Raw genomic sequence first — 23,680 nt, 5'->3', positions numbered from 1 at the left:
TTTACTAGCGCTGGCCCTGGTGTTTCAGGTGGTATTTTATTATTTTTTCACTAAATTCTGGGCATGAGTAATATCGATTGGTGTGTACTCATTTTCACGTTATTAGCCGTTGTGGTTTACGGTGTTTTCATCGGTCGCGGACAAAAAAGTAACGAATCATATTTAAAGGCCGATAGTAAGATGCCCTGGTACATCGTGCTGCTGGGGATCATGGCTACGCAGGCAAGTGCAATTACCTTTTTGTCGGCGCCGGGGCAAGCTTATACCGATGGCATGCGTTTCGTGCAATACTATTTCGGTTTGCCATTGGCCATGATTGTAATTTGTGTAACCTTTATTCCAATATTTCAACGGTTAAATGTATACACTGCTTACGAGTATCTGGAGAACCGTTTCGATAAAAAAACAAGGGTTTTAACTTCTCTGCTTTTCCTGTTTTCCCGAGGCTTATCAACCGGGATCAGTATATATGCGCCAAGCATTATTTTATCCAGCGTATTAAACTGGAACATCTACCTCACCAATGTGCTAACTGGTGGCATCCTTTTAATTTACACCTACGTTGGCGGGGCAAAAGCCATTGCACATACCCAAAAACTGCAATTCCTGATCATTTTAGGAACCATGGCTTTTGCCGGTTATTTACTGGTGCAAAATATGCCAAATGGAATTGGCTTCAGTGATGCCCTATACCTGGCCGGAAAATCCGGAAAACTGAATGTGATCACTACTGATTTCAACTGGAAAGATAAATACAACATCTGGAGTGGATTGATTGGCGGGTTTTTCCTGGCACTATCCTATTTCGGCACCGATCAAAGTCAGGTGGGGCGATACATTACCGCAAAGGATAACACCAATGCCAAAATGGGTTTGCTGCTGAATGGTTTGGTCAAAATACCCATGCAGTTTGCCATCCTTTTAATTGGAGCCTTATTATTTGCTTTCTTTTCCCTAAAACCGGCACCCATCTATTTCAATGAAAGGTCATATCAATATTTAAAAGAAACTCAACCCAAACAAGCGGCCATATTTGAAAAAGAGCATCAGGCTTTAGCGGCAAAATTTAATCAGGAATCCAAAATTATTCTCCTGCAGAAGGAAAGCCAATCACCGGAATTAAATGCTTCTGTTGCGAAATTTAAATCTACCCAAATTGAGGTTAAAGATTTGCATGGCAGGGTAGAAGAAGCCATTAACCAATCCAACTTTAATGCCGAGAAAACAGATACCAATTATATCTTTCTATACTTTGTTAAAAACACTTTGCCTGTCGGGATGATCGGATTATTATTTGCCGTCATTTTCCTGGCCAGCTGGGGGTCTATTTCTGCGGCATTAAATTCATTGGCAGCCTGCTCATTAAAAGATATACATCTTCTTTTTAGCAATAAAAAAATTGATGACACTACGGAGTTGAAATATAGCCGACTACATACTTTAGGCTGGGGTATATTTTCTATTGCAGTGGCGATGTTCGCTACCCAGATGGGTTCGCTAATTGAGGCAGTAAATGTTTTGGGATCACTTTTTTACGGACCAATTCTCGGTATTTTCCTGGTGGCTTTTTATTTTAAAAAAATCGATGGCCCGCTGGTATTTATTTCCGCTATCCTTTCTGAAATTGCCGTAATTGCTGTTTATAAATTCGATGTGGTGTCATTCCTCTGGTTAAATGTAATTGGTGCCGCAACCGTAATCATTTTTTCGACTTTAGGATTATGGTTTTATCGGCTTAAAAACTTATTTTCGTAAATCTCAAAACAACAAAACAAATATATACCATATGAAAAAGATGATTAAATCAATCACCCTGCTTTTTGCAGCCATTACATTCTCTGTAAGTGCAATGGCTCAGGATGCCCAGCCTAAACCGAGTCCTGCGGCAACGGTTACCGGAAAAGTAAAAGGTGCCACCATTACCATTAACTATAGCAGCCCGGCTGTAAAAGGCCGTAAAATCTGGGGAGGTTTGGAAGCTTATGATAAAGTTTGGCGCGCCGGTGCAAACGAAGCCACTACTTTTGAAACGGATAAAGACATTATGGTGGAAGGAAAACCATTGGCTGCTGGAAAATATAGCTTCTTTTTAATCCCTAAAGAAAGCGGAACATGGACGGCAATTTTTAACAAAGAACCAAAGCAATGGGGTGCATATAAATATGAAGAAGGCAAAGATGCTTTACGTGTTGATGTTAAAACCAAAGTATTGAAAGCCACTCAGGAACGTTTGGTTTATAAAATTACTAAAACTGGCTTCTCTTTAGATTGGGATAAGGTTTCCGTACCGGTATCTATTAAATAGAAACAGAAAATTAATATTATTTCAAAGGCCATTTCACTGATTTGAAATGGCCTTATTTATTTCCAGCTGTTATGTAAAGAAATGGTAACATAACAGCAACTTCATGCTAAAATATTATTTTGGCCAGATATTAATAACACATAATGAAATTTTTTATCCGGTTAACTTATTGCTTTTTGTTTTTTAAATTAAACGTTTTAGCACAATCAAATCATCATTCTTTTTCTGTAAAAGGAAAACAGCCTGTGGATCTGGTCAATGTCTTTCTGGGATCTTCTGGCGATCACGGACAAATGTCGCCGGCTGCATCTTATCCTTTTAGCATGTTAAGCATCGGGCCACAAACCTATCCTAAAACCCATACCGGTTACGAATACCTGGCGAAGAAATTTGAAGGTTTTACGCATAACCGTTTTGAAGGCGTAGGTTGCCAGGGCTCAGGAGGGAATATTTTAATCAAGCCTTTTTTAGGCACTGATCCCATGAAAACTGATCTGATCAAGACTTCAGAAAAGGCCAGACCGGGTTATTATGCGGTTGGCTTTGGCAATAAAATAAGCGTACAGCTAAGTGTTTTAAAAAATGCAGGGAAACATGTTTATCAGTTTCCGAAAGGTAAAAAGGGATTATATCTTGATTTGAGTTATGCTTTTAACGGTGCTTTTGTTGATGAGCAGCATCAGGTAAAAGGAGATACAATTTCAGGCTGGATTACTTCCAGAACGACCTGCGGTGTAGGAAAATATAAAATTTATTATTGCCTGGTGGCAAAAGGTACAAAAAGCTGGAAAGACAATGGCAATCACCGTTTGGTTTTGTCGCTTCCGGAAGCTGCAGTTACCACAGAAATCAATGTAGCCTTATCCTCTGTGAGTGCAGAAGCAGCTTCAGCAACGATTAGTAACGATTCATTTGAACATGTCAAAATGCTGAGTGCTTCGGATTGGAATCGTCATTTAAGTCAGATTGAAGTAAATGGAAATGAAGAAAACTCAGCATTATTTTATTCACTACTGTATCGCACCCTGCAGTCGCCTTATGTCATTTCTGAACAAGATGGTACTTACCGGAACACCAGAGGAGAATTGCAGAAAGATAAGCAAATTCATTACAACGGATGGGCCATCTGGGACAATTACCGGACGCAACTGCCCTTACTTTCTCTCATTAATCAAAGCGAATATGCAGGGATGATCACTTCTATTGCAGAGTTGTATCAATCTGGTAAAAAGGATTATGCAAGTCAGCATGAGCCATCAAATACCGTCCGTTCTGAGCATGCCATTGTGGTCTTGCTGGATGCTTACCGGAAAGGATATCTGGTAGATTTTGCAAAAATTGCAGATTCCCTGGCGAAAGAAGTAGACGGATTGGATTATAAATCGCCGGATAAAGCATTGGAATCCAGTTATGATCACTGGGCACTGGGACAAATATTTGCCATTCTGAAGAATAAGGATAAATCTCAATCCTATAAAAATAAAGCCCTGGAATATAAAAAATACTGGAATAAGGATTTTAGAGATTTAACCAGAAATGATGTAGACCGCATGCAGGCAAGAGGTCTGTACCAGGGAACCATCTGGCAATACAGGTGGTTTGTACCTTATGATGTGCAGGGATTAATTGAACTGGATGGAGGAACAGAAGCCTACCTGGCCAATCTGGATCAATTTTTTGCAAAAGATTTATATAACCATGCCAATGAACCCGATTTGCAGGTACCATTGATGTATAATGCCACCACATCAGGATATAAATCTCAATACTGGATGCACCAGCTGGCTGCAGATACGGTGATTCAGAATTATTTTAACGACAATAGCCGGGGCATAGGATCCTACATTGGCAAAATTTATAAAAATGAACCACAGGCTTATTTAAGAACCATGGATGATGATGCCGGCGCCATGAGTGCCTGGTATGTTTTTGCGGCCAGTGGTTTTTCTCCCGCTTGTGTAGGCTGGCCGGTCTATTACTTGAATGTCCCTTTATTTCCTTCATTAACTTACCATTTGCCAAAAGGGAAGACTTTTAAAATTGAAACCGGGAATTTTAGCCTTAAAAATAAGTATATCAAAGCAGTCTTTTTAAATGATAAGCCTTTTAGAAAAAACTATATCACTCAGGCTGAGATTAATGCGGGTGGTGTGTTGAAGATTATAGCTTCTGCAGATCCGGTCAAGATTTCGGATACGGAAAACTGGATTTCTTCGGTAGAAAAATAATTTATAAAAATATGCCAGGTTTTCAAACTTATTTCTGAGAAACATGTTAATCTGATATAAATAATTATTAATATGGCTCCTTTAAAAATCAGCGAAGAACAGCATGCTACATTAAGCAATAAAAGCACATCCGATTCAGTAAATGATCAATCCTTAGAATTACATCCTGAAGCCTACAAGGTAAAGGGACCGTCGCCAGAAAAGATGCAGAGTGTATCTGCTTCCCTGCGTACCTACGCACATGGCTTATATGGATTGTTATAAAATACCATTCAATTGAAATAGAAAAAGTCTGTCTCTTAACTGAAACAGACTTTTTTTGTAGTACCAGTGTGGTTCGTTTTTACCGGCAGTCATACACCTTGCATTATATTTAAACATGAGACAAAGCGCAGGAATATTACTTTACAGGAAAACAGGTACGGAACCGGAATTTTTTCTCATTCATCCCGGCGGACCAATTTTTGCCAAAAAAGATTTAGGGGTATGGTCTGTACCAAAGGGTGAACTGGATGAAAATGAGGAACCGCTGCATGCAGCCATCCGCGAATTTGAAGAGGAAGTAGGAACGAGAATTGATGGCGATTTCATCGAACTGCAACCCATTATTCAAAAAGGCGGCAAGAAGGTATTGTGCTGGGCCGTTGAAGGTGATCTTGATCCGGCAACACTGCATAGTAACACTTTTGAAATGCAATGGCCACCAAAATCGGGCAAAATACAAAGCTTTGTAGAGGTAGACAGAGGCGACTGGTTTACTTATGAAAATGCCATCCTGGCGATTAAAGACCGGCAGATTCCCTTATTAGATGAATTGGTTTCTATACTGACTAAGCGTGTAAATTAAAATCAGATGCCTGTTTTTCTGCTCCATTAATGATCACAGCAATCCGGTGGTTACCCAAATGAAACCTTCGTGTCGTGATCAGGACAAACTTTTGCTTACGTAAAATATTCACCTTCATGCCGGCAGGATAAATCCTTTCAGAAATCTTGAACACTTTTTTATGATGCTGCCCGTTCTGCTTTTTGTAATAAATGGCATATTCCAGCCTCACCTTCTGTTTAGTAAGAAGTTCATTTTGAATGGTGAATGAAAAGGCCAGGCTTTCACCCATGCGGATGTCTGGTGTTAAAAGATGGAAGTCTTTCAAGATCATTCCATGATCATTTAATCCATAATGTTTGAGGATTTCAGGATGGCCCTGTTTTAAGAGGGTTCTGCAACCATGTTTGATTAGCGCATCTGTTTCCGGGCTGATTCCCGACCATTTTTTAGCGATTTCTAATACAATGCCCGGATGGTCTTTAGCGATATCATTCAGGTTGTTGGCCACACTTCTCCGCACATATTCAGCAGGATCGTGCTTCAGGTTTTCCAGAATAGGTAGTACAGCACCAGGATCTTTTTTCAAAAATGGAATACCCATGGCCCAGGGTAGCCTGGGCCGGCTGCCCTCGCTTGCCAATCTCCTCACTTTATGGCTTTCATGTAATGACCATTGCTGCATGCGGCGCATCATTTTATCGCCGTACTTTAAAATAAAAGGGCGAACGGCAAATTCACAACTCACAAACTGGGTTACAAATTCCAATGCTTCAACAGAGGTGTCAAAATCATCCATTCCGTAAGTTTCGATGTAATCCGGCAGGAACATAAAGGCCAGTCCATCTTCACCAATGCCTATTTTTCTTAATTCCACGATGGTCTTTTTAATGATTTCAATCGTATCATTATAGTTTTCAGGAAAGAATCGATGAATCACATTTGTGGTATGTTTCATTCTTTCCTTCAGTTCCTTTGATTCAAATTCGGCAATAAAAATCTCTTTTAAAAACTTGTCCCGGTCGAAAGCCGGAACAGTCAAAAGTAGGGCATTCGTTAGTTTCCCATAAAATGCCGGTGAATAAAGGTCTTTAAGCAAATAACTCATCTGATGGTGGATTTTGTGCTAAAGTTATGTGATACAAATTTATTTCCAGCTATTGTTTTACACATTCAACAAGTTTCTTATTCAGAAAATTTGTTTAAAAAATGATATCGGCTATGCCATATTCAATCATTTATTCATCAACTTTGTTGTTGATCAGAACATAACTTGAACATGAAAAAAATAGGATGGATTGGATTAGGAAACATGGGTATTCCAATGGCTGCACAGCTTTTAAAAGCATCATATCCGGTTACCGTATACAACAGAAGTAAAGAAAAAGAATCTGCTTTAACTGCTATAGGTGCAGCAGTAGCGGAGAGCCCTGAAGCACTTAGCCGGGAATCTGATGTGGTTATTGTAATGGTAACCGATGATCAGGCCATAACCGCTGTTTTTGAAGGTGAAAAGGGATTGATTCGCGGTCAGATAGATGGGAAAGTCATTATCAATATGAGTACGGTGTCTCCTGCCATTTCTAAAAAAATGGATGAACTGTGTAAATTACAAAATTGCCGGTACCTTGATGCCCCGGTATCAGGGAGCGTGAAGCAGGCAGAAACTGGTCAGTTGGTGATTATGGCCGGGGGCGCAAAGTCTGCTTTTGAAGAAGTAAAACCCATTTTTGATGTGTTGGGGAAATTAAGCAAGTGGGTAGGTGATACTGGAGCGGGAAATATAGCTAAGCTGGCCATCAATTCGCTATTGGCACTATACACACAAGGCCTGGCAGAAACCATTTTGTTTGCCAGTGAAAAGGGAATTCAACCGGCAGATTTATTAGAACTCATCGGAAATGCAGCCATCGGCAATGTATACACCAAGATAAAAGGCGAGGCCATTCTGAACGATGATTATAAAGCTGCTTTTGCTTTAAAACACATTGTAAAAGATTTGAGGCTCGCCAGGGATGAAGGCATCTCATCTCCCTTAGCTAAAACCGCATTATCAACTTATGAAAGAGCGCAGGCACAGTATGGGGAAGAAGATCTGGTTGCAATTATAAAAGCGCTCAAATCACTTAATGGATAAATTTATTCGTATTCAGAAATGGTGTGTATGTTTTATAAAAACTGATTTAAAAGAAGTACTCCAACTAATCCGAGTACGGAAACAATACTTTCCATCATGGTCCAGGTTCCAAATGTTTCTTTAAGGCTGAGGTTAAAATACTCTTTAAACATCCAGAAACCGGTATCGTTAACATGAGAAAGCATCAGGCTACCTGCCCCTACAGATAACACCATTAATTCGGGAGGGGCATGTTGACCGATCAGAGGTAGCACCATCCCGGAGGCGGTTACGGCTGCAACAGTGGCGGAGCCGAGGGTTATGCGCAGTGAGGCCGTAATTAACCAGGCCAGTAACAACGGAGAAAGATTTAAATTACCCGTTAATTGTTTGACGGTTTCGCCCACGCCGCTGTCAATTAAAATTTGTTTAAAAGCCCCACCGGCAGCAATGATCAATATAATCATGGCAATGCTTTTTACCCCTTCTGTACAGGATTCCATGGCTTTTTCAATGCTGTTGTTTTGGAGGAGGAGTGTCAGGATCACCGAGATCAGTAAGGCTGCTGTAGGATCGGCAAGAAAAATAAATATCGATTTGCCCGGGTACACTGTATTCAGGCCACTTCCGATGGTTCCGGCAATGATCAGAAATACCGGCAGCAATGCCACCATAAAACTCTTTGCCGTGCCGGGTAAGCCTTCACCTTCTTCCAGTACAAAATCCTTTATGAGGGCAGGCTGAATCTTCTTCATGATTAACCGCGGGAAATAAATTCCTGCAATGACGGCAATGGGCAGGCTCAGCACGAGTCCATATATCAGCGTTTGGCCAATATCTGCATGGAAAATACCTGCAAGTGCAACTGGTCCGGGATGGGGAGGTAAGAAACCATGGGTTACTGAAAGTGCGGTAGCCATAGGCAGGCCGATATATAGTTTGGATAGTCCTGTAGCTGCAGAAATGGCAAACACCAGCGGAATCAAAACCACAAAGCCTGCATTATAAAACAGGGGAATGCCAACCAACAAACCTGTAAGCAAAACAGCCCACTGGATGTGCTGCTTTCCGAAAGCCTTGATTAAAATAAAAACGATTTTCCGTGCTGCCCCGCTATCTTCAATCAGTTTTCCCATCATGGCACCAAAGGCAAGCACCATGACCATACTACCTAAAGTGCTGCCAATTCCGTTGCTCACCGCACCAATTACCTTCGAAACCGGCATTCCGAGTAATAATCCGGTTGCAATGGCCACTGCCATGAGCGCAATCATGGGGTTGATCTTTTTAAGGATCATCAGAAAGAGCAGTAAAATGCCAGTAAATAAAATCAACAATGACATAGGGCAATCAGGGTTTGAAAGGCAATTTACCTTTTTATCTTGATTGTTCTTCCGGTTACGAGGTGAAATTCGTAAATTCTATATAAACCATCATCATTCACTTCAATACTTTCCACCAGGCCGGTTTTACTAAAGGTATCAGTTACCATGTCGCCAATTTTAACCTCTTGAAGTACATCATTAGGTGTTTCACTATTTAATCTGATCATTCATCAAAAGTAAGGATATCAGGTATCTTTTAAAGCTATTTATGCCAGTGTCTCTTTATTTACAATGACTTCGAGCAGACTATGCAGTATGGATATGGTTAATGTGTAGCTTTCTTCTTCTTTAATGGTATCGTCAATGTGCATATCCGTACCTTCCCAGCTGATGCTGATATTTTTAGCGGGAATGGAGGCAATCGGGAACGGAATGTTCTTTCCTTTTGCGATATCGGTAATATAATTTTCCATTGCCATCCGGTTTTCTTCCCCAACAATAACCACATCAAAAAAACCGTCTCCGGGATCAGCCTTTTCACTTAGTTTCAAATTAGGACCGAGGCGTGAAATGTTCATAATTTCTACCATAATACAATGCTTTTCGATCTTTTCTCCGTCAATGCTGATCTGGCATTTTCTGGCCGGATAGGCCCTGGTGATCTCAAGCAATTTGTTCAGCGCCAGCTCAAATTCTTCTTCAGCGGTTTCGATATTTTTAGTATCAGTATCTTCTAGGGTTTGAATAAGCTGCGGGAAAAGTCCAAATCCAAGTGATTCTATAAAATAGGCAGCCTTTTTTAAACCGAGTGCCTGGCCCACATCAAAATTTCTGAGCTTATAATCATCCCATGTGGATACATTTTGACCTACATCTTCACTGATGCCAAGCGAGGTGGCAATGTTGTTTGCTGTGCCAAATGGCAACAGTGCTATGGGGCGTTTAAACTTCAGTTTTTTGCTCAACAGGCCCATAATGGTTTTCCGGATGGTACCATCGCCGCCGGCGATGGCAATAAATTTGGTTTCGGGTTCAATGTTTTTTAAAGCCGACTTCTTTTTGGAAGATACATAATCACATTCATAACCGTGAGTATCCATCATTTTAACGATTTCTTTTTTTGAATACTTTCCTTCTCCGGCCCCTGGGTTATGGATCAGTCTCACCAGTTTATCTGCATTTTTCATATTGTTATGAACAATAACAGGCCGTTTCGGTTTTAATTCTATACCTAATTTTGAAAGATATGAATATTCTGATTACGAACGACGATGGTATTTACAGCCCCGGAATTGCAGCATTATCCAAAATGGCCTTACAATTTGGGACAGTCAGGATTGTAGCACCGGATGTGGAACAATCTTCCATGGGCCATGCCATTACCCATTCCAGACCACTTTCCATTAAATCATCTCCTATTACTTTTGAAAATATAGATGCACACCGGGTGAACGGAACGCCGGCAGATTGTGTGGCTTTAGGCCTGCACATGTATCCTGATACAGATGTGGTACTCTCTGGAATAAATATGGGACCGAATCTGGGCAATTCCATGTGGCATTCAGGAACCCTAGCAGCAGCAAAGCAAGCGGTATTACTGGGCGTAAAAGGTGTGGCATTGAGTACACCTGTTGGAAAAACAGAACCTGATTTTGAAGCGCTTGATGCTTATGTGGCGGAGGTATTAAATACGGTATTTAAAGATGATGAACTGGGCCTGTACAATGTGAATTTTCCACCCTTACCCAAAGGGATAAAATGGACGCGTCAATCGGTAAGGCTTTATGACGGACATGTGGTGCCGGGAACAGATCCCATGGAGCGAAAGCATTACTGGATTACCGTATCTGCTTTGGAACCTGCGGAAGAAGATACAGACCGCTGGGCAGTAGAAAATGATTATGTATCCATCACACCATTGCGCCTGGATTTAACCGATGAGGTTGAACTTGAAAAAAGAAAGCACGATCAGTAATTATTGATCGTGCTTTGTCCACACAAGTTCTGCTGTTTTATAACCAATATCTTTTGCTTTTTTCAGATAAGCCGCTTTAATTTCTTCCGGTATGGTTGGCTTTCTTGATAAAATCCACAGGTAATCTAAACTGTTTCCAGCCACAAGGGCATATTGATAATCTGCATCAATTTCAATAACGTTATAGCCTGCGTAAAACGGCCCGAAGAAAGAAACTTTAAGTCTGGCCTCATTTTCATCATTCACAAACTTGGCTTTGCCAATGCTTTGCTTCCATTCTTTTTTTACATCGTTATAGCCACGGTTATCTACCTTAATTGCCCCGTCTTCCAAAGTATAGGTGGCAGTAACATTGTTTAAATCTTTTTCAAATTTAAAATCCATCCGGGCTATTTCATACCATTTACCCAGGTATTTATCTTTTTTAAAAGGTTTTATGGCTTTTGCACCTTTGGGTATTGATACCCCGCAACCGGCATAACTTACCACGATTATGCCTAAGGTAGCCAGGAGAAGGATGTTTCTAAGCTTATTGTTCATGCTATAATTCAATTTGCTTAAAAACATCCCCGCTTTCAAAATGTTTCCGGTGGGTGAATATTTAACATGGGATTTTTATTAATGTAATCATCCCTCCGGAATTAACTTCCAGACCGTAATATTTTAAGTGGCGGTTGGTTTAAAATGCTTCTTGTACTGAGTATGCCTGTAACCACAACCAGCAGGATGACCGAAGCAAAAAGTAATAATGTGGCCGGGAAAGGTGGAACAAATGCCGCATCAAAAGTGAATTTTGCCATCGCCCAGCTTCCCCCGATGGCCAGGATTAATCCGGCGCCGGCAGCAAAGGCTCCCAGAAAAAAGTACTCTATGGCATTAATGGCCAGGATTTGTTTTTTGCTGGCGCCCATCGTTCGCAGTAAAATGCTTTCCCTTGTTCTTTGGTTTTTGCTGGTCAGCACGGCAGAAATCAATACCATCCAGCCGGTAACCATGCTGAAACCTGCCATAAATTGAATCACAAAACCAATTTTTCCCAGCAACTCATCCAGCAGTTTTAGTACCAGGTCTAAATCAATTACAGACACGTTGGGGAAATGCTGAACCACTTCGCCCTGAAATTTAGCAGATAGCTCATTCGTGGGTACGCGTGTCATCAATACATGAAACTGTGGTGCCCGCTCCAGCACCCCGGCCGGGAAGACTACCCTGAAATTGGTCTGCATCCTGCTCCAGTTCACTTCCCGGAGACTTCCAACTACAGTGGAAATCATCATGCCCTGTACGTTAAAAACGATTTTATCATTCAGGCCAACATGGATTTGACTGGCATAACGCTGATCAAGTGAAATATAAATGGTTTCGTCCGGCTTTACCGTACCGATCCATTTGCCGGCTACAATCTGCTCTGCTGCAGTGAGGCTATCCTGATAGGTGGCCCGGATTTCGTTGCGGTATGCACGGCGGTTACTGGTGTCTGCGCTGGAAGTTTTTCCGTTAATTTCTTCTATCCGCATCGTGATCACGGGAACCTGGTTCATCAATGGCAGGTTAAAAGACTTTGTCAGGCTATCCAAGCCTTTTTTTTGCGTATTCTGAATATCAAACATCACCAGGTTCGGCTGATTACTGCCTGAAGAAAGTGTGACCCTGCTCATCAGGATACCCTGAATAAAAAATAAAGTACAGATAAATGCAGTGGAAAGGCCAATGGAAACCGTCAGCATCAGGGTTTGGTTGTTTGGGCGATAGAGATTTGCGAAACCCTGCCGCCACAAATAACTGATGGAATTGGGCAAGAGCTTTCTAACCATGAACATCAAAACCCTGGAAAGCAAAATTAAGAGTAGAAAGGCAATACCAATGCTTAGCGTAAATACCAGTGTCTGTATCCAGTTTTTCATTTGCAGGTGGGTAAAGCCAACTACAAATGCTGTCATTAACAGGTAAACCAGCCATATAAATGGGTCTTGTTTTTGACTTGTCCGCTCAAATGAAATCCGGATGGCATTTAAAGGCGAAATTTTTCTCACCGACAATAGTGAGGGAAGGGCAAAAAGGATAGAAATGATCAGTCCTAGTAAAATGCCCTGTGCTACAGCTGCCCATGAAACCCGCATGGTTATTTCTACAGGTAAAAAATCTTTGAGCACTACAGGCAGTAGAAACTGTATGCCCGTACCAATAACTGCCCCGAGCACAGCGGCAACCAGGCCAATAAAAAATATCTGAATGAGGTAAATGAAAAAAGCATGCCGGGCCTTTAAGCCCAAACAGCGTAAAGTGGCGATGGCACTGAGCTTTTCCTGAATGTAAACATGAATGGCACTCCCCACACCCACACAACCCAAAAGCAAAGCAATAAAACCAGATAAAGCCAGGAAGCGGTTTACATCTTTAAATGATCTTCCGGTTTGTTCCTTGCGTGATTCAACCGTGTCAGCGTCGAAGCCTTCACTTTCAAGTTTAGATTCATTTTTCTTCACCCATTCATCCACACCTGATGGATCATTATACTTGTAATAAAATTTATTGTTGATCCTGCTTCCGGTTTTAATGAGATTGGTTTTGGCCAAAAACTGCATGGGAATATAAACGGTAGGTGCTACCGTAGCTGCTATTCCGGTTTGTCCGGGTGCCTTCACCAGCGTCCCTAGTATTTTGAAACTGATGTCGCCCACCTTAAGCGAATCGCCCACTTTGGCTCCGAATTGCAGCATAAGGGTCTGGTCTACTAAAGCATCCTGACCGGATTGAAAGTTTTCAGCAGCTTCTAAGGGAATGGTTTCGAGGGTGCCGTAATAAGGATAATCACCTTTCAGGGCCTTCATCTGCACCAATCTGCTACCGCCACCTTTCTTAAAATAAATCATGGAGGCAAAAGTCTTTTCGTGCGAACGTTCGTTTCCGAGGGTATCAAGCATCTTTTGCATGGCCTTGGTTACACCCTTTCGGCTATCCAAAACCAGATCGGCACCGGTAAGCTCCTTTGCCTGTGCATCAATATCATGCTGTAAATTATCTTTAAAGGAATATACCGCTACCAGTGCTGCAATGCCCAGTACAATGGAAGAGATAAATAAGAGCAATCGCGAGCGGTTCTTGCGGCTATCGCGCCAGGCCATTTTAAACAGCCATGAAAATTGAATGCGCTGCCTGGGGATCTTATTCTGCATAACTATGGTTTTCATCAGAAATGATGGTTCCGCCTTTAATTTTAATGGTTCTGCTGGTTCGGGCAGCAAGTTCAAGATCATGGGTAACGATCACTAAGGTAGTACCGGCATCCTGGTTCAGATCAAACAGCAGTTTAATCACTTTTTCGCTGGTTTCTGCATCCAGATTTCCGGTAGGCTCGTCGGCGAAAAGAATGGCTGGCTGGTTGGAAAAAGCCCTTGCCAGCGAAACCCTTTGCTGTTCACCTCCCGACAATTGAACCGGATAATGATGAGACCGGTCTGCCAGTCCAACCCTGTCAAGCAGATCGAGTGCCTGGGCCCTGATGTTTTTGGCACCCCGTAATTCGAGCGGCACCATGACGTTTTCTAAAGCGGTCAGGGTGGGCAGGAGCTGAAAATTCTGAAAGATGAAACCTACATATTGATTCCTCACTGCAGCACGTTCATCTTCATTCAGTTTTTCCAATGCGATGCCATTGAGTTCAACGGTGCCACTGCTTGCGCGGTCAAGGCCGGCGCACAAACCGAGTAAAGTGGTTTTTCCACTCCCTGATGGACCGGTGATGGCTACAGTGGAGCCGCTTTCGATCGCAAAATTGATCTGATTCAACACCTTCAGCTCACGTCCGGCACTTTGATAAATTTTATTAACGTTTCTGATATTTAAAATACTTTCCAATCGATTCTTTTTAGAGGTGTATACGGATATTGACCAAACATAACTGAGACTGATCTGTTATTGGTTTTTGATTAGAGATTTAATTGCATATGATGTTACGAAAACGCTTGACAGGCCTATTTGTTTTGGCTTTGCTATTTGCAGCCTGCGGGAACAAACAAAATAAAGAAAACCAGGATCAACAGTCGGATACCGTCCGTCAAACCTCAAAAGTTAATGATCAGAAGCTTAAGAATATTCTTTTTTTCGGTACGAGCCTAACGGCAGGTTATGGGCTTGACCCCACGGAAGCTTATCCGGCGCTGATTCAAAACCGGATTGATTCATTAAAAATGCCTTATAAAGTGATTAATGGCGGGCTTAGCGGTGAAACCTCAGCTGCAGGAAAAAGCAGGATTTCATGGCTATTGAAACAGCCCATTGATGTATTTGTGCTAGAACTGGGCGCCAATGATGGCTTGCGCGGATTGCCGGTTGCCCAAACTACTAAAAATCTTCAAAGCATTATAGACAGTGTAAGACTAAAATATCCTGAAGTGAAAATGGTAATGGCCGGTATGCAGGTACCCCCAAATATGGGTGCTCAATATGCGGAAGATTTTAAGAACATATTCCCCAGCCTGGCCAGGAAAAATAACATGGCTCTGGTGCCTTTTCTTTTAGATAAGGTAGGAGGGGTGCCAAAACTGAATCAGGAAGATGGTATTCACCCTACTGCTGAAGGGGATAAAATTCTCGCCGAAAATGTTTGGGCGGTATTAAAAGATGTGCTGGTGGCCAAATAATATCCGGCACTGCAGTACAAAAAATTGTCATATTAACAGAATGGAAGAGATAAGCCTGCGTTATGTATACTCTCTGTTACAATTATTCGTTTTTAGAATTTATTGGTAAATTTAGTTATCAGAATCTTAAGCGTATGGAAGATCTAAGAAACGATACAAAAATTAATGCATTTTTAAACAGGATAAAATCTGAATGGCCGGGAGTGGTAGAACGTTTTGAATTTAAAACTGCTTCTGTCATTTATGTACATTTAAAAGAGGGCATTTCCAGTGGAGAATTTTTAAGTAAACTCGCTAAAAAAGTAGAGCGACTGGTCGATTTCAGCAATCCGATTATTCTTTATCACATTGAGAGCGATGGCATGAAACTGAGGTCGCATCCCATTAACTGGTATTCTTCTTTAAGACCCTCTTCATCGGTTGATTAATTTAAAAATGGTGCTTGTACATTGCTGTTTAATTTCATACAGATATTAAGCTGAACATCTTATACTTGCTTCAGGAAGCTGGTATCATGGTCATTTCTTCAAGCATCATCAAAATATCGGCTGTTAAAAGCAGAAGGTATATCTTTGCTGATTTTAATTTTTTTGGCAGAAAGCCATAATATTTAAAAAAATTAACGCTAAAATTCGAAGAATTTTTATAGCCCAGATCTGCTGCAACCTGGCTAACCGGCATCCTTTCTTTGGTGAGCATCAGTTTCGCCAGTTGCATTTTATGCGCATTCAGGAAAGCAAAAACAGTTTGTCCGAAAACCTGTTTAAAATATTTTTTCAGGTAGTTCTCATTGGTTCCTGCCTGTCGGGCAAGGCTGGTTAAAGAAACAGGGGCCTTCAGGTCATGAATTAAAATATCTCGCGCCAGCTGGATTGCATCAAGCATATGTGCCGGAACATCAAATGTTTCCATATTACCCTGTACCACTTTAATCTGATGTTGAATGTGACAAAGCAATTCGATAGTTTTGGCTTCCAGGTAAGTTGTTTTGAGTGGATCAGCATAGTCGCAGTTGAACATATTACCCAAAATATTAATAATTTCAACATCCATGGCCAGCTGCCTGTTTAAAGCGATAGCTTCCTGAAAAGATTTGAATTTTTTACAGTTTAAACGGATGAAATAAATATCATCCTGATGTTCCAGGTAATTGATAAAAAAACGGTAACTGCCCGCCGTTCTTTCATTCAGTATTAAATACTGATTGGGAAGCAACAGCACCTTATGGTGTAAACCATCGATTTTAATGGTGGCCGAATGACTAAAAATAAGATAAAATTCCTCCGGAACGATGCTCAATCTATGCAGGTAAAAGCCACCGGCATTTATCTTCACCCTGCGTAAAAGAGCTCCGTCAATATTCAGTTCTGAACTTTTCGATTTCTGACTCATTTTATACACCGGAAAGGGCTGGTAAATCAGGTTATGATTATTTCCGTTTCTGGTTATAAAATTTCCCTTATCTGGCATTTTGAGGTCGAGGTTAATGATACTTTTGCCAAAGTTACTATTTATTAAGACTATTTATAAATAACAAACTGCAAAATCATTAACTCATTAATTTATATGAAAAAAAGTTTACTCATTTTTTTCTGTGCAATGATGTTCTCCTGGCATTTAAAAGCACAAAAAATCACCATAACCGGAAAGGTTACCGATACGGAGCAGCGACCTCTGGTTGGCGCAAGCATTTTTGTGGCAGGTCAGAACGAAAGTGTTTATACCGATCAACTGGGCGGATTTGCCATCCAGGCAAATAGCGGCGATCAGCTATCCGTTGCTTATGTGGGTTTCAAAAGGCAAACCATTATTTTAAGTGGTTCAACGGGGATGTTGCACATTACATTGGAAAGCGAAGAAAACCAGCTGGCAGACCTGGTGGTGACGGGCGCACTGGGCATTAAAAGGTCTGCAAGAGAACTTGGAACCAGTACGCAAACCATAAAGGATGATTACCTGAATCAAGGTAAAACCATTAACCCGTTAAACGGATTAACCAGTAAGGTTTCGGGTTTAAGGGTAAACATGTTTGATAGTAAGGTAGATCCGCAGATTCAGATCGTGATGCGTGGATCAAGATCATTAAACCGGACCAAAAACGAGCCTATTTATGTACTGGATGGTGTTCCTGTGCCTAGTATTGGCCGGATCAATCCAAATGATATTGAAGAAATTACGGTACTGAAAGGCGCGAATGCTGCAGCTTTATATGGTTCAGAAGGTGTAAACGGAGCCATTATGATCAGCACCAGGCAAGGTGCAAAAGGCCGTGGCAGGGTTACCTTTTCTAATACAACCACTTTTTCAAAAGTGATGATGTTGCCGCCTGCTCAGCAAGCCTTTGGTCAGGGCGTAAATGGTGTTTACGTACCTACGCAATATGAAAGCTGGGGTCCGGCTTTTGATGGAACCATGAAAAATTTTGGTCCTGCTTTACCGAATGGGACACAGCCGCAGGCCTTGTATGCCGCCCCAGATCAGGATAAGCGGCTTGAACTTTTTGATACCGGACTAAACATGCAGAATGATGTCTCTTTTTCGGGCGGAGATGATAAGTCGACTTATTTTTTATCGGTTCAGGATGTGAAAATTAAAGGAATTATTCCGGAAGATGAAAGCAGGAGAACAGGTGCCAGGTTTAACGGAGCAAGAAAATTCGGCAAGTTAAATACTTCCTACAATGTAAATTATGTGCTTTTTAATAAAAATACCACACCTGACGGACCATGGATTACCGCTTACCAGTTACCTGCCAATTTTGATTTCACTTCCATGAGGAACTGGCAGGACAGGGGATCAAATGCCAATCCGGCAAACTTTTTCACCGATCAGCAGAAAAATCCTTACTTCCAGATCGACAACTATCGTGATGATACCAAACAGCAAACCCTTAATGGAAAAGTAGAATTGGATTACCAGTTTACGCCATGGTTTAAAGCACTCTATCGTTTTGGTTATTATGCTACGGTTGCCGAAACGAGAAGTACTGTAGGGAAATTTGAAGGTAGCGGACAGCGAAATGTAAATGGATCGGTTAACGATGGTTCAGACAATTTCAGGAAGATGAACAATGATTTAATCCTCAGTTTTAACAAGGATTTTGGAAAGTTCACCACCCGTTTATTAATTGGTCAGAATTTAAGAAGCGATTACACCAAAGCCCAAACACTAAGTTCGGCAAACCTGTTGTTCCCCGATTTATTCAATCAGGGAAGTGCCCTCGGACAAGTGTCTGGAAGAAGTACAATTACCCAATTCCGTTCTTTGGCAAGCTATGGAGAATTTACTGCAGGTTACCATAACTATTTGTTCCTTACCTTAACCGGAAGAAACGATTGGGTTTCAACCCTGAGCAAAGAAAACCGGTCTTATTTTTACCCTGGATTAAGTACCTCATTTGTTTTCTCGGAGGCCATAACACCTTTGAAAAACAGCAAACCACTTTCATTTGGTAAAATATATGCATCATATAATAAAACAGGTAATAATACGCTCAATCCATATTCACTCAACAACCCTTATAGCCAGGCCAACGGTTTTCCATTTGGTAACCTGGTTGGTTTCCTGCCGGGAGCAACTTTCCCTAACCCCGATATTGAGCCTGAATTTGTGACCTCTTACGAGGCAGGTATTCAGCTGGGTTTGTTCAATAACCGTTTGAATTTTGAAGGCGCTTATGTTTTCTCGGATTCGAAAGGACAGATTTTTAATGCCACCACATCCCGTGCAACGGGTTATGCCAGTGCAAGGGTAAATGCAGGCCGGTTAACCAATAGTGTAATCGAGCTCAATTTAAATGGAGACATCATCCGCAATGCCAATTTCAAATGGAACTTAGGCTTCAACTATACCTATATTAATAACCAGGTGAAGGAACTTTTTGAAGGCCTGGAATCATTTAATATTTTCCGCCAGTCTTATGCCAATATTGGCCAGGCTTACCCCAGTTTGCAGGTGAGCGATTATAAAAGGGATCCAAATGGAAATGTGGTGATTAATGCAACCAATGGCAATCCGGTGGTGGCAACCGATGCCGTACATTTAGGGACGATGGTTCCGCCGCACCAAATGGGGTTAAATACCATGGTCACTTACAGGAACATCAGCCTGGGGGCACAGTTTGACTGGAGAATGGGGGGCTGGTTGTATTCTGAAATTGTACCCCGGATGTATACCGCAGGAACGCATCCTGCAACAATAGAATTTAACCGTCGGCCATTTATTTATCCAAACTCAGTGATCGAAACATCTCCAGGTGTATTTGCGCCCAATACTACTGTATTGTCAAAAGGTGATAAGGCATTCTGGCAGGCACAGGGTGCGGTACAAAGCAATACGGCCGCCAAATCTGATTTTTTCAAAATGCGTGAGCTGAACATCAGCTATAATTTTCCTGCAAAACTACTGGCTAGGCAAAATGTAATTAAAGAAGCCAGGCTGAGTTTTATAGCCAATAACCTCTTTCTGATCAGACACCAGGATAATACCTATGGAGATCCGGAATATTTATACAATGATACTGATGGTTATATCAGTTTCAGGCAGGTGCCTCCATACAGAACATTTGGTTTCAATATTAACGTGGTATTTTAAAGATTTTAATAAAATGAAAAGACATTTAAGTTTATATCTGTTCACAGGGTTGATCATGATGGTTTTTAGTGCCTGTGAAAAATTTCTGGATGTGAATAACGATCCAAATAATCCGGTTAATCAGAATCTCCCTTTAAGTGCGAAACTACCCGCTGCCCTTTTGAGTACAGTAAACCAGGAAGCCATTCAGCTCAATCAGCTTGGTGCTTTCTGGGGTGGCTACTGGGGAACCAATAGTGAAGGTATTAATCAATATTTTAAAGAAAAAAGTTATGATGGTCCATCCATCAGGCACCAGCGGGATGGGATTCCAATTTGGGAAAATGGTTTCCAGAATTTGCTTTATTACCAGTTAATTAAAGAACAGGGGCAGCAGGAAGGTGCAGGCTACTATTCCGGCATTGCTAAAATGATGCAAGGATGGCATTTTTTAAGGTTGGTTGATATTTACAACAATATCCCTTTTGATGATGCCTTGCAGGGTACCAGATTTCCGACCCCGCGTTATGAAAGTGGCCAGGCGGTTTATCAGAAATCCATTAACCTCATTACTGAAGGGATAAATGAAATTAAAGGAGCAGCTGCTGATGCGAGCATTGCCCGTGCAGATATCATCTTCAATGGATCAAAGCCTTTATGGGCGAAATTTGGCAATACCATTAAACTCAGGGCACTGATCCGCCAGAGTGAAAAAAATAATCAGGCTTACATTACGGCAGAAATTCAGAAAATCCAGGCGGAAGGAAGTGGTTACCTGGAACTGAACCAGCATGTAACACTTAAACCCGGATATGAAAATACAGCAGGAAAGATTAATCCTTTTTGGGAAACGTATTACCGCAATGTTCAGGGGGCTACTACGGCTGCTTACGATAACTTAAGGCCTACTACATTCTTAATTGATCAGTATAAACAACGGAATGATCCAAGAATGGCCAAAATTTATCAGGCCATTGCCGGAGATTATAAGGGAGTACTTTTCGGAAATCCGAATGCCGCGGCAGAATATAACCGGGCATTCACTTCAGCCCTCCGCGGACCGCAGGAAAATGCAAATGCTGCTGCGGGTTTACTGAAAAGTGCCTTACAGCCATTGGTTTTAATGGGTGCTTACGAAAGTCTTTTCTTACAAGCCGAAGCGGCACAAAGAGGATGGATTGCCGGGAGTGCAAAAAACTTTTATGAGCAGGGCATTCAAGCATCTTTCGCTTACAATGAAGTTCCGGCGTCGGCTTTCACGGCCTATAATGCACAAACTGCGGTTAATTTTGATCAGGCAGCCAATAAAATCAGTGCCATCATTACACAAAAATGGTTGTCAATGAATGGCACAAACGGCATTGAAGCCTGGAGTGATTATAGAAGACTGGGTTTGCCGGCCATACCTAATTCGCTACAAGCACCTTCAGCAGATGCCAGACCCCTTCGTTTGATGTACCCGGAATCGGAAAGACAAACCAATAACGCAGAAGCCTCCAAACAGGGCGGCGATCAGGTTACTATTGATAAAGTTTGGTGGGATAACTAATGTTAATTTCAAGCCGCAGAAACATAAGCTGCGGCTTTTCTGTAACAGAAAATTTATCTGTAATTAATTTAAATAAATTCAATACAATCCATTATTTAGAACGATTCTTGTTAACTTAGCCGGAATTCTTGTGGTTCGCCCGGAGAATTGAAATCAAAAACTATTCAGCTTCAAAATGAAAAAAATCTTCTTTGCTGTTCTTGCCATGGCTGCTCTTGGGGCACAGGCTCAAAAAAATACCTTTCTGGAGCAATCCTTCTGGAAAGGAAATACAGACCTGGCCACCATTAAATCAGAAATTGAGAAGGGAAATAGTCCTTCGCAGTTGAATCAAATGTCTTTTGATGCCACCGTTTATGCCATTAACAATGGAGCACCAGAGGAATCTATTTTATACCTGCTGGCTCAAAAAGGGAACGATGTCAATAAATTAACCCACGACAGCAGAACCTATTTGTTCTGGGCTGCATCAAAAGGAAATATCCCGGTGATGGAATACCTTTTGAAAAATGGTGCAAAGGTGGATCTTCAGGATAGTCATGGTTTTACACCATTAACATTCGCGGCAGTTGGTGGCCAGGCCAATACTAAAGTTTATGACTTATTACTTTCAAAAGGTGCTGATCTCAAAAAAGACCTGAATCATGACGGCGCAAATGCACTTTTAATTGCCATTTCAAATGATAAGAATTTTGCCCTGACGGATTATTTTGTATCGAAAGGCTTAAGCCTGAATAGTGTGGATGCGAACGGAAATACTGCTTTTAATTACGTAGCCAGAAGCGGAAACATAGAACTGATGAATAAGCTCATCGCAAAAGGGGTAAAATACAATGATCATGCGTTCATCATGGCGGCTCAGGGCGGTCGCGGATCTTCCAATGGTTTAGCTGTGTTTCAATACCTGGAAGGATTAAAATTGAAACCAACGGTTACCGGAAGTAATGGTGAAAATGCACTATTTTATATTGTCCGCAAACCTAAACAGGAAGAAGTGATCAATTATTTTCTCTCAAAAGGAGTAGATATAAATCAGGCTGATAAAGACGGAAATACAGCATTTATTAATGCTGCCGGTTTTACGAGAGACCTGGCCACACTTGAATTGCTTTCGGCAAAGGTAAAAAACATCAATCAAACAAATGCCAAAGGCGTATCGGCACTGGCCATGGCGGTTCGCAGCAACTCCGGTGAGGTAGTGAAATTCCTGCTTGACAAAGGAGCAGATATGAACATAGCCGATAAAGAGGGTAATAACCTGGCTTATTATCTTTTCCAATCTTACGGTACAAGGAGTATGGACGATTTCAACGCCAAGTTGAAGGTGTTAACCGATAAAGGTTTCAATGTGGCTGCAATCCAGCCAAACGGAAATTCTTTATATCACCTGGCTGTGGCTAAAAATGACCTGGCATTGGCTAAGATTGTGGCTGGTTATCAGGTTGATGTGAATCTTAAAAATAAAGAAGGTTACACGGCATTGCATAAAGCGGCGATGACCGCAAAGGATACAGAACTGATGCACTATTTAATTTCAGCAGGTGCTAAAAAAGATGTGGCTACAGATTTTAAGGAAACACCTTATGATTTGGCATCAGAAAATGAATTTTTAACTAAAAACAAAGTATCAATCGACTTTTTAAAATAATCAAATGAATAACTTTTTTAAACTGTGCCTGGCATTAACATTAATTTATTCCGTTCCTGCAGTCAGTGTTGCCCAAAAAACTACAAAGTATAAATGTATGGTGCAAATGACCAATTATGTTGGCGAAGGCGCTTACATCGCGGTGTCTTTAATAGATGCGAAAGGGGCCTATGAAAAAACACTTTATGTGATGGGATCTGATAAAAAATGGTATCCCGACCTTAAAGAGTGGCACAAAGCATACAAGAAAAAACCAACCAATATCAGTGCCATAACCGGTGCTTCGGTTACGGGCGGCGATCGCAGCGTTACGGTTCTGGATATTGAAACCGATAAAATAAACAAAGGTTACAAGCTGCGTTTTGAAACCGCTGTTGAAGATAATAAATACTATTTAAAAGATATTGAAATTCCGTTAACCACCGAAGGTTTGGCCGCTAAAACTGAAGGCACAGGTTACATCAGGTATGTACGCCTAAGTGCAAACTAAACA

At 41.4% G+C, this 23,680-nt stretch carries 21 protein-coding genes; 13 read left to right on the top strand and 8 right to left on the bottom strand.

Annotation, left to right across the window (positions count from 1 at the left end):
- Positions 1–63: 63 nt before the first annotated feature.
- The 5 genes from CBW18_RS05005 (at position 64) to CBW18_RS04985 (ending at position 5,380) form a co-directional block, all read left to right on the top strand.
- A complete protein-coding gene (locus CBW18_RS05005) occupies positions 64–1,755 on the top strand; it encodes a sodium:solute symporter (protein ID WP_088300218.1) in 1,692 nt (563 codons plus the stop codon).
- Positions 1,756–1,786: 31 nt separating this feature from the next.
- Positions 1,787–2,305, top strand: coding sequence for a DUF2911 domain-containing protein (locus CBW18_RS05000; RefSeq protein WP_088300217.1), 519 nt, complete (start codon positions 1,787–1,789; stop codon positions 2,303–2,305).
- 143 nt (positions 2,306–2,448) lie between these two features.
- Positions 2,449–4,533: a glycoside hydrolase domain-containing protein gene (locus CBW18_RS04995; RefSeq protein WP_088300216.1), complete on the top strand. Its 2,085-nt coding sequence runs from the start codon at positions 2,449–2,451 to the stop codon at positions 4,531–4,533.
- A 72-nt stretch (positions 4,534–4,605) separates the two neighbouring features.
- Positions 4,606–4,797, top strand: a complete 192-nt coding sequence (locus CBW18_RS04990) for a hypothetical protein (protein WP_088300214.1) — start codon at positions 4,606–4,608, stop codon at positions 4,795–4,797.
- A 115-nt stretch (positions 4,798–4,912) separates the two neighbouring features.
- Entirely contained in the window at positions 4,913–5,380 is a 468-nt protein-coding gene (locus CBW18_RS04985; RefSeq protein ID WP_088300213.1) for an NUDIX domain-containing protein, read from the top strand.
- On the opposite strand, the gene CBW18_RS04980 is transcribed toward CBW18_RS04985, so the two are convergent.
- Positions 5,364–6,467, bottom strand: a complete 1,104-nt coding sequence (locus tag CBW18_RS04980) for a DNA alkylation repair protein (protein ID WP_088300212.1) — start codon at positions 6,465–6,467, stop codon at positions 5,364–5,366. The two genes, CBW18_RS04985 and CBW18_RS04980, sit on opposite strands and share 17 nt — an antisense overlap.
- Before the next feature lie 171 nt (positions 6,468–6,638).
- Between CBW18_RS04980 and CBW18_RS04975 the strand changes: the two genes are divergently transcribed.
- On the top strand, positions 6,639–7,496 hold the full coding sequence (locus CBW18_RS04975; protein ID WP_088300211.1) for an NAD(P)-dependent oxidoreductase: 858 nt from the start codon (positions 6,639–6,641) through the stop codon (positions 7,494–7,496).
- A gap of 32 nt (positions 7,497–7,528) precedes the next feature.
- Here the strand turns inward: CBW18_RS04975 and CBW18_RS04970 are convergent, their stop codons facing one another.
- The 3 genes from CBW18_RS04970 to CBW18_RS04960 are packed head-to-tail and all read right to left on the bottom strand — an operon-like array spanning position 7,529 to position 9,987.
- The gene (locus CBW18_RS04970; RefSeq protein WP_088300209.1) at positions 7,529–8,818 is read right to left on the bottom strand and encodes a gluconate:H+ symporter; all 1,290 of its coding nucleotides are present in this window, start codon (positions 8,816–8,818) and stop codon (positions 7,529–7,531) included.
- Between the two features lie 26 nt (positions 8,819–8,844).
- Positions 8,845–9,027, bottom strand: coding sequence for a hypothetical protein (locus tag CBW18_RS04965; protein ID WP_088300207.1), 183 nt, complete (start codon positions 9,025–9,027; stop codon positions 8,845–8,847).
- A 39-nt stretch (positions 9,028–9,066) separates the two neighbouring features.
- Positions 9,067–9,987, bottom strand: coding sequence for a diacylglycerol kinase family protein (locus CBW18_RS04960; protein WP_088300206.1), 921 nt, complete (start codon positions 9,985–9,987; stop codon positions 9,067–9,069).
- A 59-nt stretch (positions 9,988–10,046) separates the two neighbouring features.
- Here CBW18_RS04960 and surE point away from each other — a divergent pair, with 59 nt between their 5' ends.
- Positions 10,047–10,775, top strand: a complete 729-nt coding sequence (gene surE / locus CBW18_RS04955; RefSeq protein ID WP_088300204.1) for a 5'/3'-nucleotidase SurE — start codon at positions 10,047–10,049, stop codon at positions 10,773–10,775.
- Here the strand turns inward: surE and CBW18_RS04950 are convergent, their stop codons facing one another.
- From CBW18_RS04950 to CBW18_RS04940, 3 genes are all read right to left on the bottom strand, one after another.
- Positions 10,776–11,315 carry a lipocalin family protein gene (locus tag CBW18_RS04950; protein ID WP_088300383.1) on the bottom strand — a complete coding sequence of 180 codons (540 nt, stop codon included), beginning with the start codon at positions 11,313–11,315 and terminating at the stop codon, positions 10,776–10,778.
- Between the two features lie 101 nt (positions 11,316–11,416).
- On the bottom strand, positions 11,417–13,951 hold the full coding sequence (locus CBW18_RS04945) for an ABC transporter permease (protein ID WP_088300382.1): 2,535 nt from the start codon (positions 13,949–13,951) through the stop codon (positions 11,417–11,419).
- A complete protein-coding gene (locus tag CBW18_RS04940) occupies positions 13,941–14,633 on the bottom strand; it encodes an ABC transporter ATP-binding protein (protein ID WP_088300203.1) in 693 nt (230 codons plus the stop codon). Before CBW18_RS04940 ends, CBW18_RS04945 begins: the two co-directional genes overlap by 11 nt.
- 89 nt (positions 14,634–14,722) lie before the next feature.
- Here CBW18_RS04940 and CBW18_RS04935 point away from each other — a divergent pair, with 89 nt between their 5' ends.
- Both CBW18_RS04935 and CBW18_RS04930 read left to right on the top strand, forming a co-directional pair.
- Positions 14,723–15,418 (top strand): arylesterase, encoded by a 696-nt coding sequence (locus tag CBW18_RS04935; protein ID WP_253248969.1) that lies wholly within the window; start codon positions 14,723–14,725, stop codon positions 15,416–15,418.
- A gap of 134 nt (positions 15,419–15,552) precedes the next feature.
- Positions 15,553–15,846, top strand: coding sequence for a hypothetical protein (locus tag CBW18_RS04930; RefSeq protein WP_088300200.1), 294 nt, complete (start codon positions 15,553–15,555; stop codon positions 15,844–15,846).
- A 70-nt stretch (positions 15,847–15,916) separates the two neighbouring features.
- On the opposite strand, the gene CBW18_RS04925 is transcribed toward CBW18_RS04930, so the two are convergent.
- Positions 15,917–16,888, bottom strand: a complete 972-nt coding sequence (locus CBW18_RS04925) for an AraC family transcriptional regulator (protein ID WP_088300198.1) — start codon at positions 16,886–16,888, stop codon at positions 15,917–15,919.
- Between the two features lie 96 nt (positions 16,889–16,984).
- On the opposite strand from CBW18_RS04925, the gene CBW18_RS04920 reads away from it, so the two are divergent.
- From CBW18_RS04920 to CBW18_RS04905, 4 genes are all read left to right on the top strand, one after another.
- Positions 16,985–20,011 (top strand): SusC/RagA family TonB-linked outer membrane protein, encoded by a 3,027-nt coding sequence (locus CBW18_RS04920; RefSeq protein WP_088300196.1) that lies wholly within the window; start codon positions 16,985–16,987, stop codon positions 20,009–20,011.
- Positions 20,012–20,024: 13 nt separating this feature from the next.
- Positions 20,025–21,539, top strand: coding sequence for a SusD/RagB family nutrient-binding outer membrane lipoprotein (locus CBW18_RS04915; RefSeq protein ID WP_088300195.1), 1,515 nt, complete (start codon positions 20,025–20,027; stop codon positions 21,537–21,539).
- Between the two features lie 175 nt (positions 21,540–21,714).
- Positions 21,715–23,187, top strand: a complete 1,473-nt coding sequence (locus CBW18_RS04910; RefSeq protein WP_088300194.1) for an ankyrin repeat domain-containing protein — start codon at positions 21,715–21,717, stop codon at positions 23,185–23,187.
- 4 nt (positions 23,188–23,191) lie between these two features.
- On the top strand, positions 23,192–23,677 hold the full coding sequence (locus CBW18_RS04905) for a DUF2271 domain-containing protein (protein WP_088300192.1): 486 nt from the start codon (positions 23,192–23,194) through the stop codon (positions 23,675–23,677).
- Positions 23,678–23,680 lie beyond the last annotated feature (3 nt).

It is taken from the genome of Pedobacter sp. AJM (assembly GCF_002197755.1).
In the GTDB taxonomy this organism is placed as follows: Bacteria; Bacteroidota; Bacteroidia; order Sphingobacteriales; family Sphingobacteriaceae; genus Pedobacter.
Note: the sequence above shows the minus strand (reverse complement) of the source record. Positions and strands in the feature narration are given on the sequence as shown.

Bases quoted from the DNA above. Each gene is read 5' to 3' on its own strand.
- CBW18_RS04920 (WP_088300196.1), top strand. From the start codon at position 16,985: ATGAAAAAAAGTTTACTCATTTTTTTCTGTGCAATGATGTTCTCCTGG.
- CBW18_RS04910 (WP_088300194.1), top strand. From the start codon at position 21,715: ATGAAAAAAATCTTCTTTGCTGTTCTTGCCATGGCTGCTCTTGGGGCA.
- CBW18_RS05000 (WP_088300217.1), top strand. From the start codon at position 1,787: ATGAAAAAGATGATTAAATCAATCACCCTGCTTTTTGCAGCCATTACA.
- CBW18_RS04905 (WP_088300192.1), top strand. From the start codon at position 23,192: ATGAATAACTTTTTTAAACTGTGCCTGGCATTAACATTAATTTATTCC.
- CBW18_RS04930 (WP_088300200.1), top strand. From the start codon at position 15,553: ATGGAAGATCTAAGAAACGATACAAAAATTAATGCATTTTTAAACAGG.
- surE (WP_088300204.1), top strand. From the start codon at position 10,047: ATGAATATTCTGATTACGAACGACGATGGTATTTACAGCCCCGGAATT.
- CBW18_RS04990 (WP_088300214.1), top strand. From the start codon at position 4,606: ATGGCTCCTTTAAAAATCAGCGAAGAACAGCATGCTACATTAAGCAAT.
- CBW18_RS04945 (WP_088300382.1), bottom strand. From the start codon at position 13,951: ATGCAGAATAAGATCCCCAGGCAGCGCATTCAATTTTCATGGCTGTTT.
- CBW18_RS04935 (WP_253248969.1), top strand. From the start codon at position 14,723: ATGATGTTACGAAAACGCTTGACAGGCCTATTTGTTTTGGCTTTGCTA.
- CBW18_RS04965 (WP_088300207.1), bottom strand. From the start codon at position 9,027: ATGATCAGATTAAATAGTGAAACACCTAATGATGTACTTCAAGAGGTT.
- CBW18_RS04985 (WP_088300213.1), top strand. From the start codon at position 4,913: ATGAGACAAAGCGCAGGAATATTACTTTACAGGAAAACAGGTACGGAA.
- CBW18_RS04975 (WP_088300211.1), top strand. From the start codon at position 6,639: ATGAAAAAAATAGGATGGATTGGATTAGGAAACATGGGTATTCCAATG.
- CBW18_RS04915 (WP_088300195.1), top strand. From the start codon at position 20,025: ATGAAAAGACATTTAAGTTTATATCTGTTCACAGGGTTGATCATGATG.
- CBW18_RS04925 (WP_088300198.1), bottom strand. From the start codon at position 16,888: ATGCCAGATAAGGGAAATTTTATAACCAGAAACGGAAATAATCATAAC.
- CBW18_RS04980 (WP_088300212.1), bottom strand. From the start codon at position 6,467: ATGAGTTATTTGCTTAAAGACCTTTATTCACCGGCATTTTATGGGAAA.
- CBW18_RS04995 (WP_088300216.1), top strand. From the start codon at position 2,449: ATGAAATTTTTTATCCGGTTAACTTATTGCTTTTTGTTTTTTAAATTA.
- CBW18_RS04960 (WP_088300206.1), bottom strand. From the start codon at position 9,987: ATGAAAAATGCAGATAAACTGGTGAGACTGATCCATAACCCAGGGGCC.
- CBW18_RS04950 (WP_088300383.1), bottom strand. From the start codon at position 11,315: ATGAACAATAAGCTTAGAAACATCCTTCTCCTGGCTACCTTAGGCATA.
- CBW18_RS05005 (WP_088300218.1), top strand. From the start codon at position 64: ATGAGTAATATCGATTGGTGTGTACTCATTTTCACGTTATTAGCCGTT.
- CBW18_RS04970 (WP_088300209.1), bottom strand. From the start codon at position 8,818: ATGTCATTGTTGATTTTATTTACTGGCATTTTACTGCTCTTTCTGATG.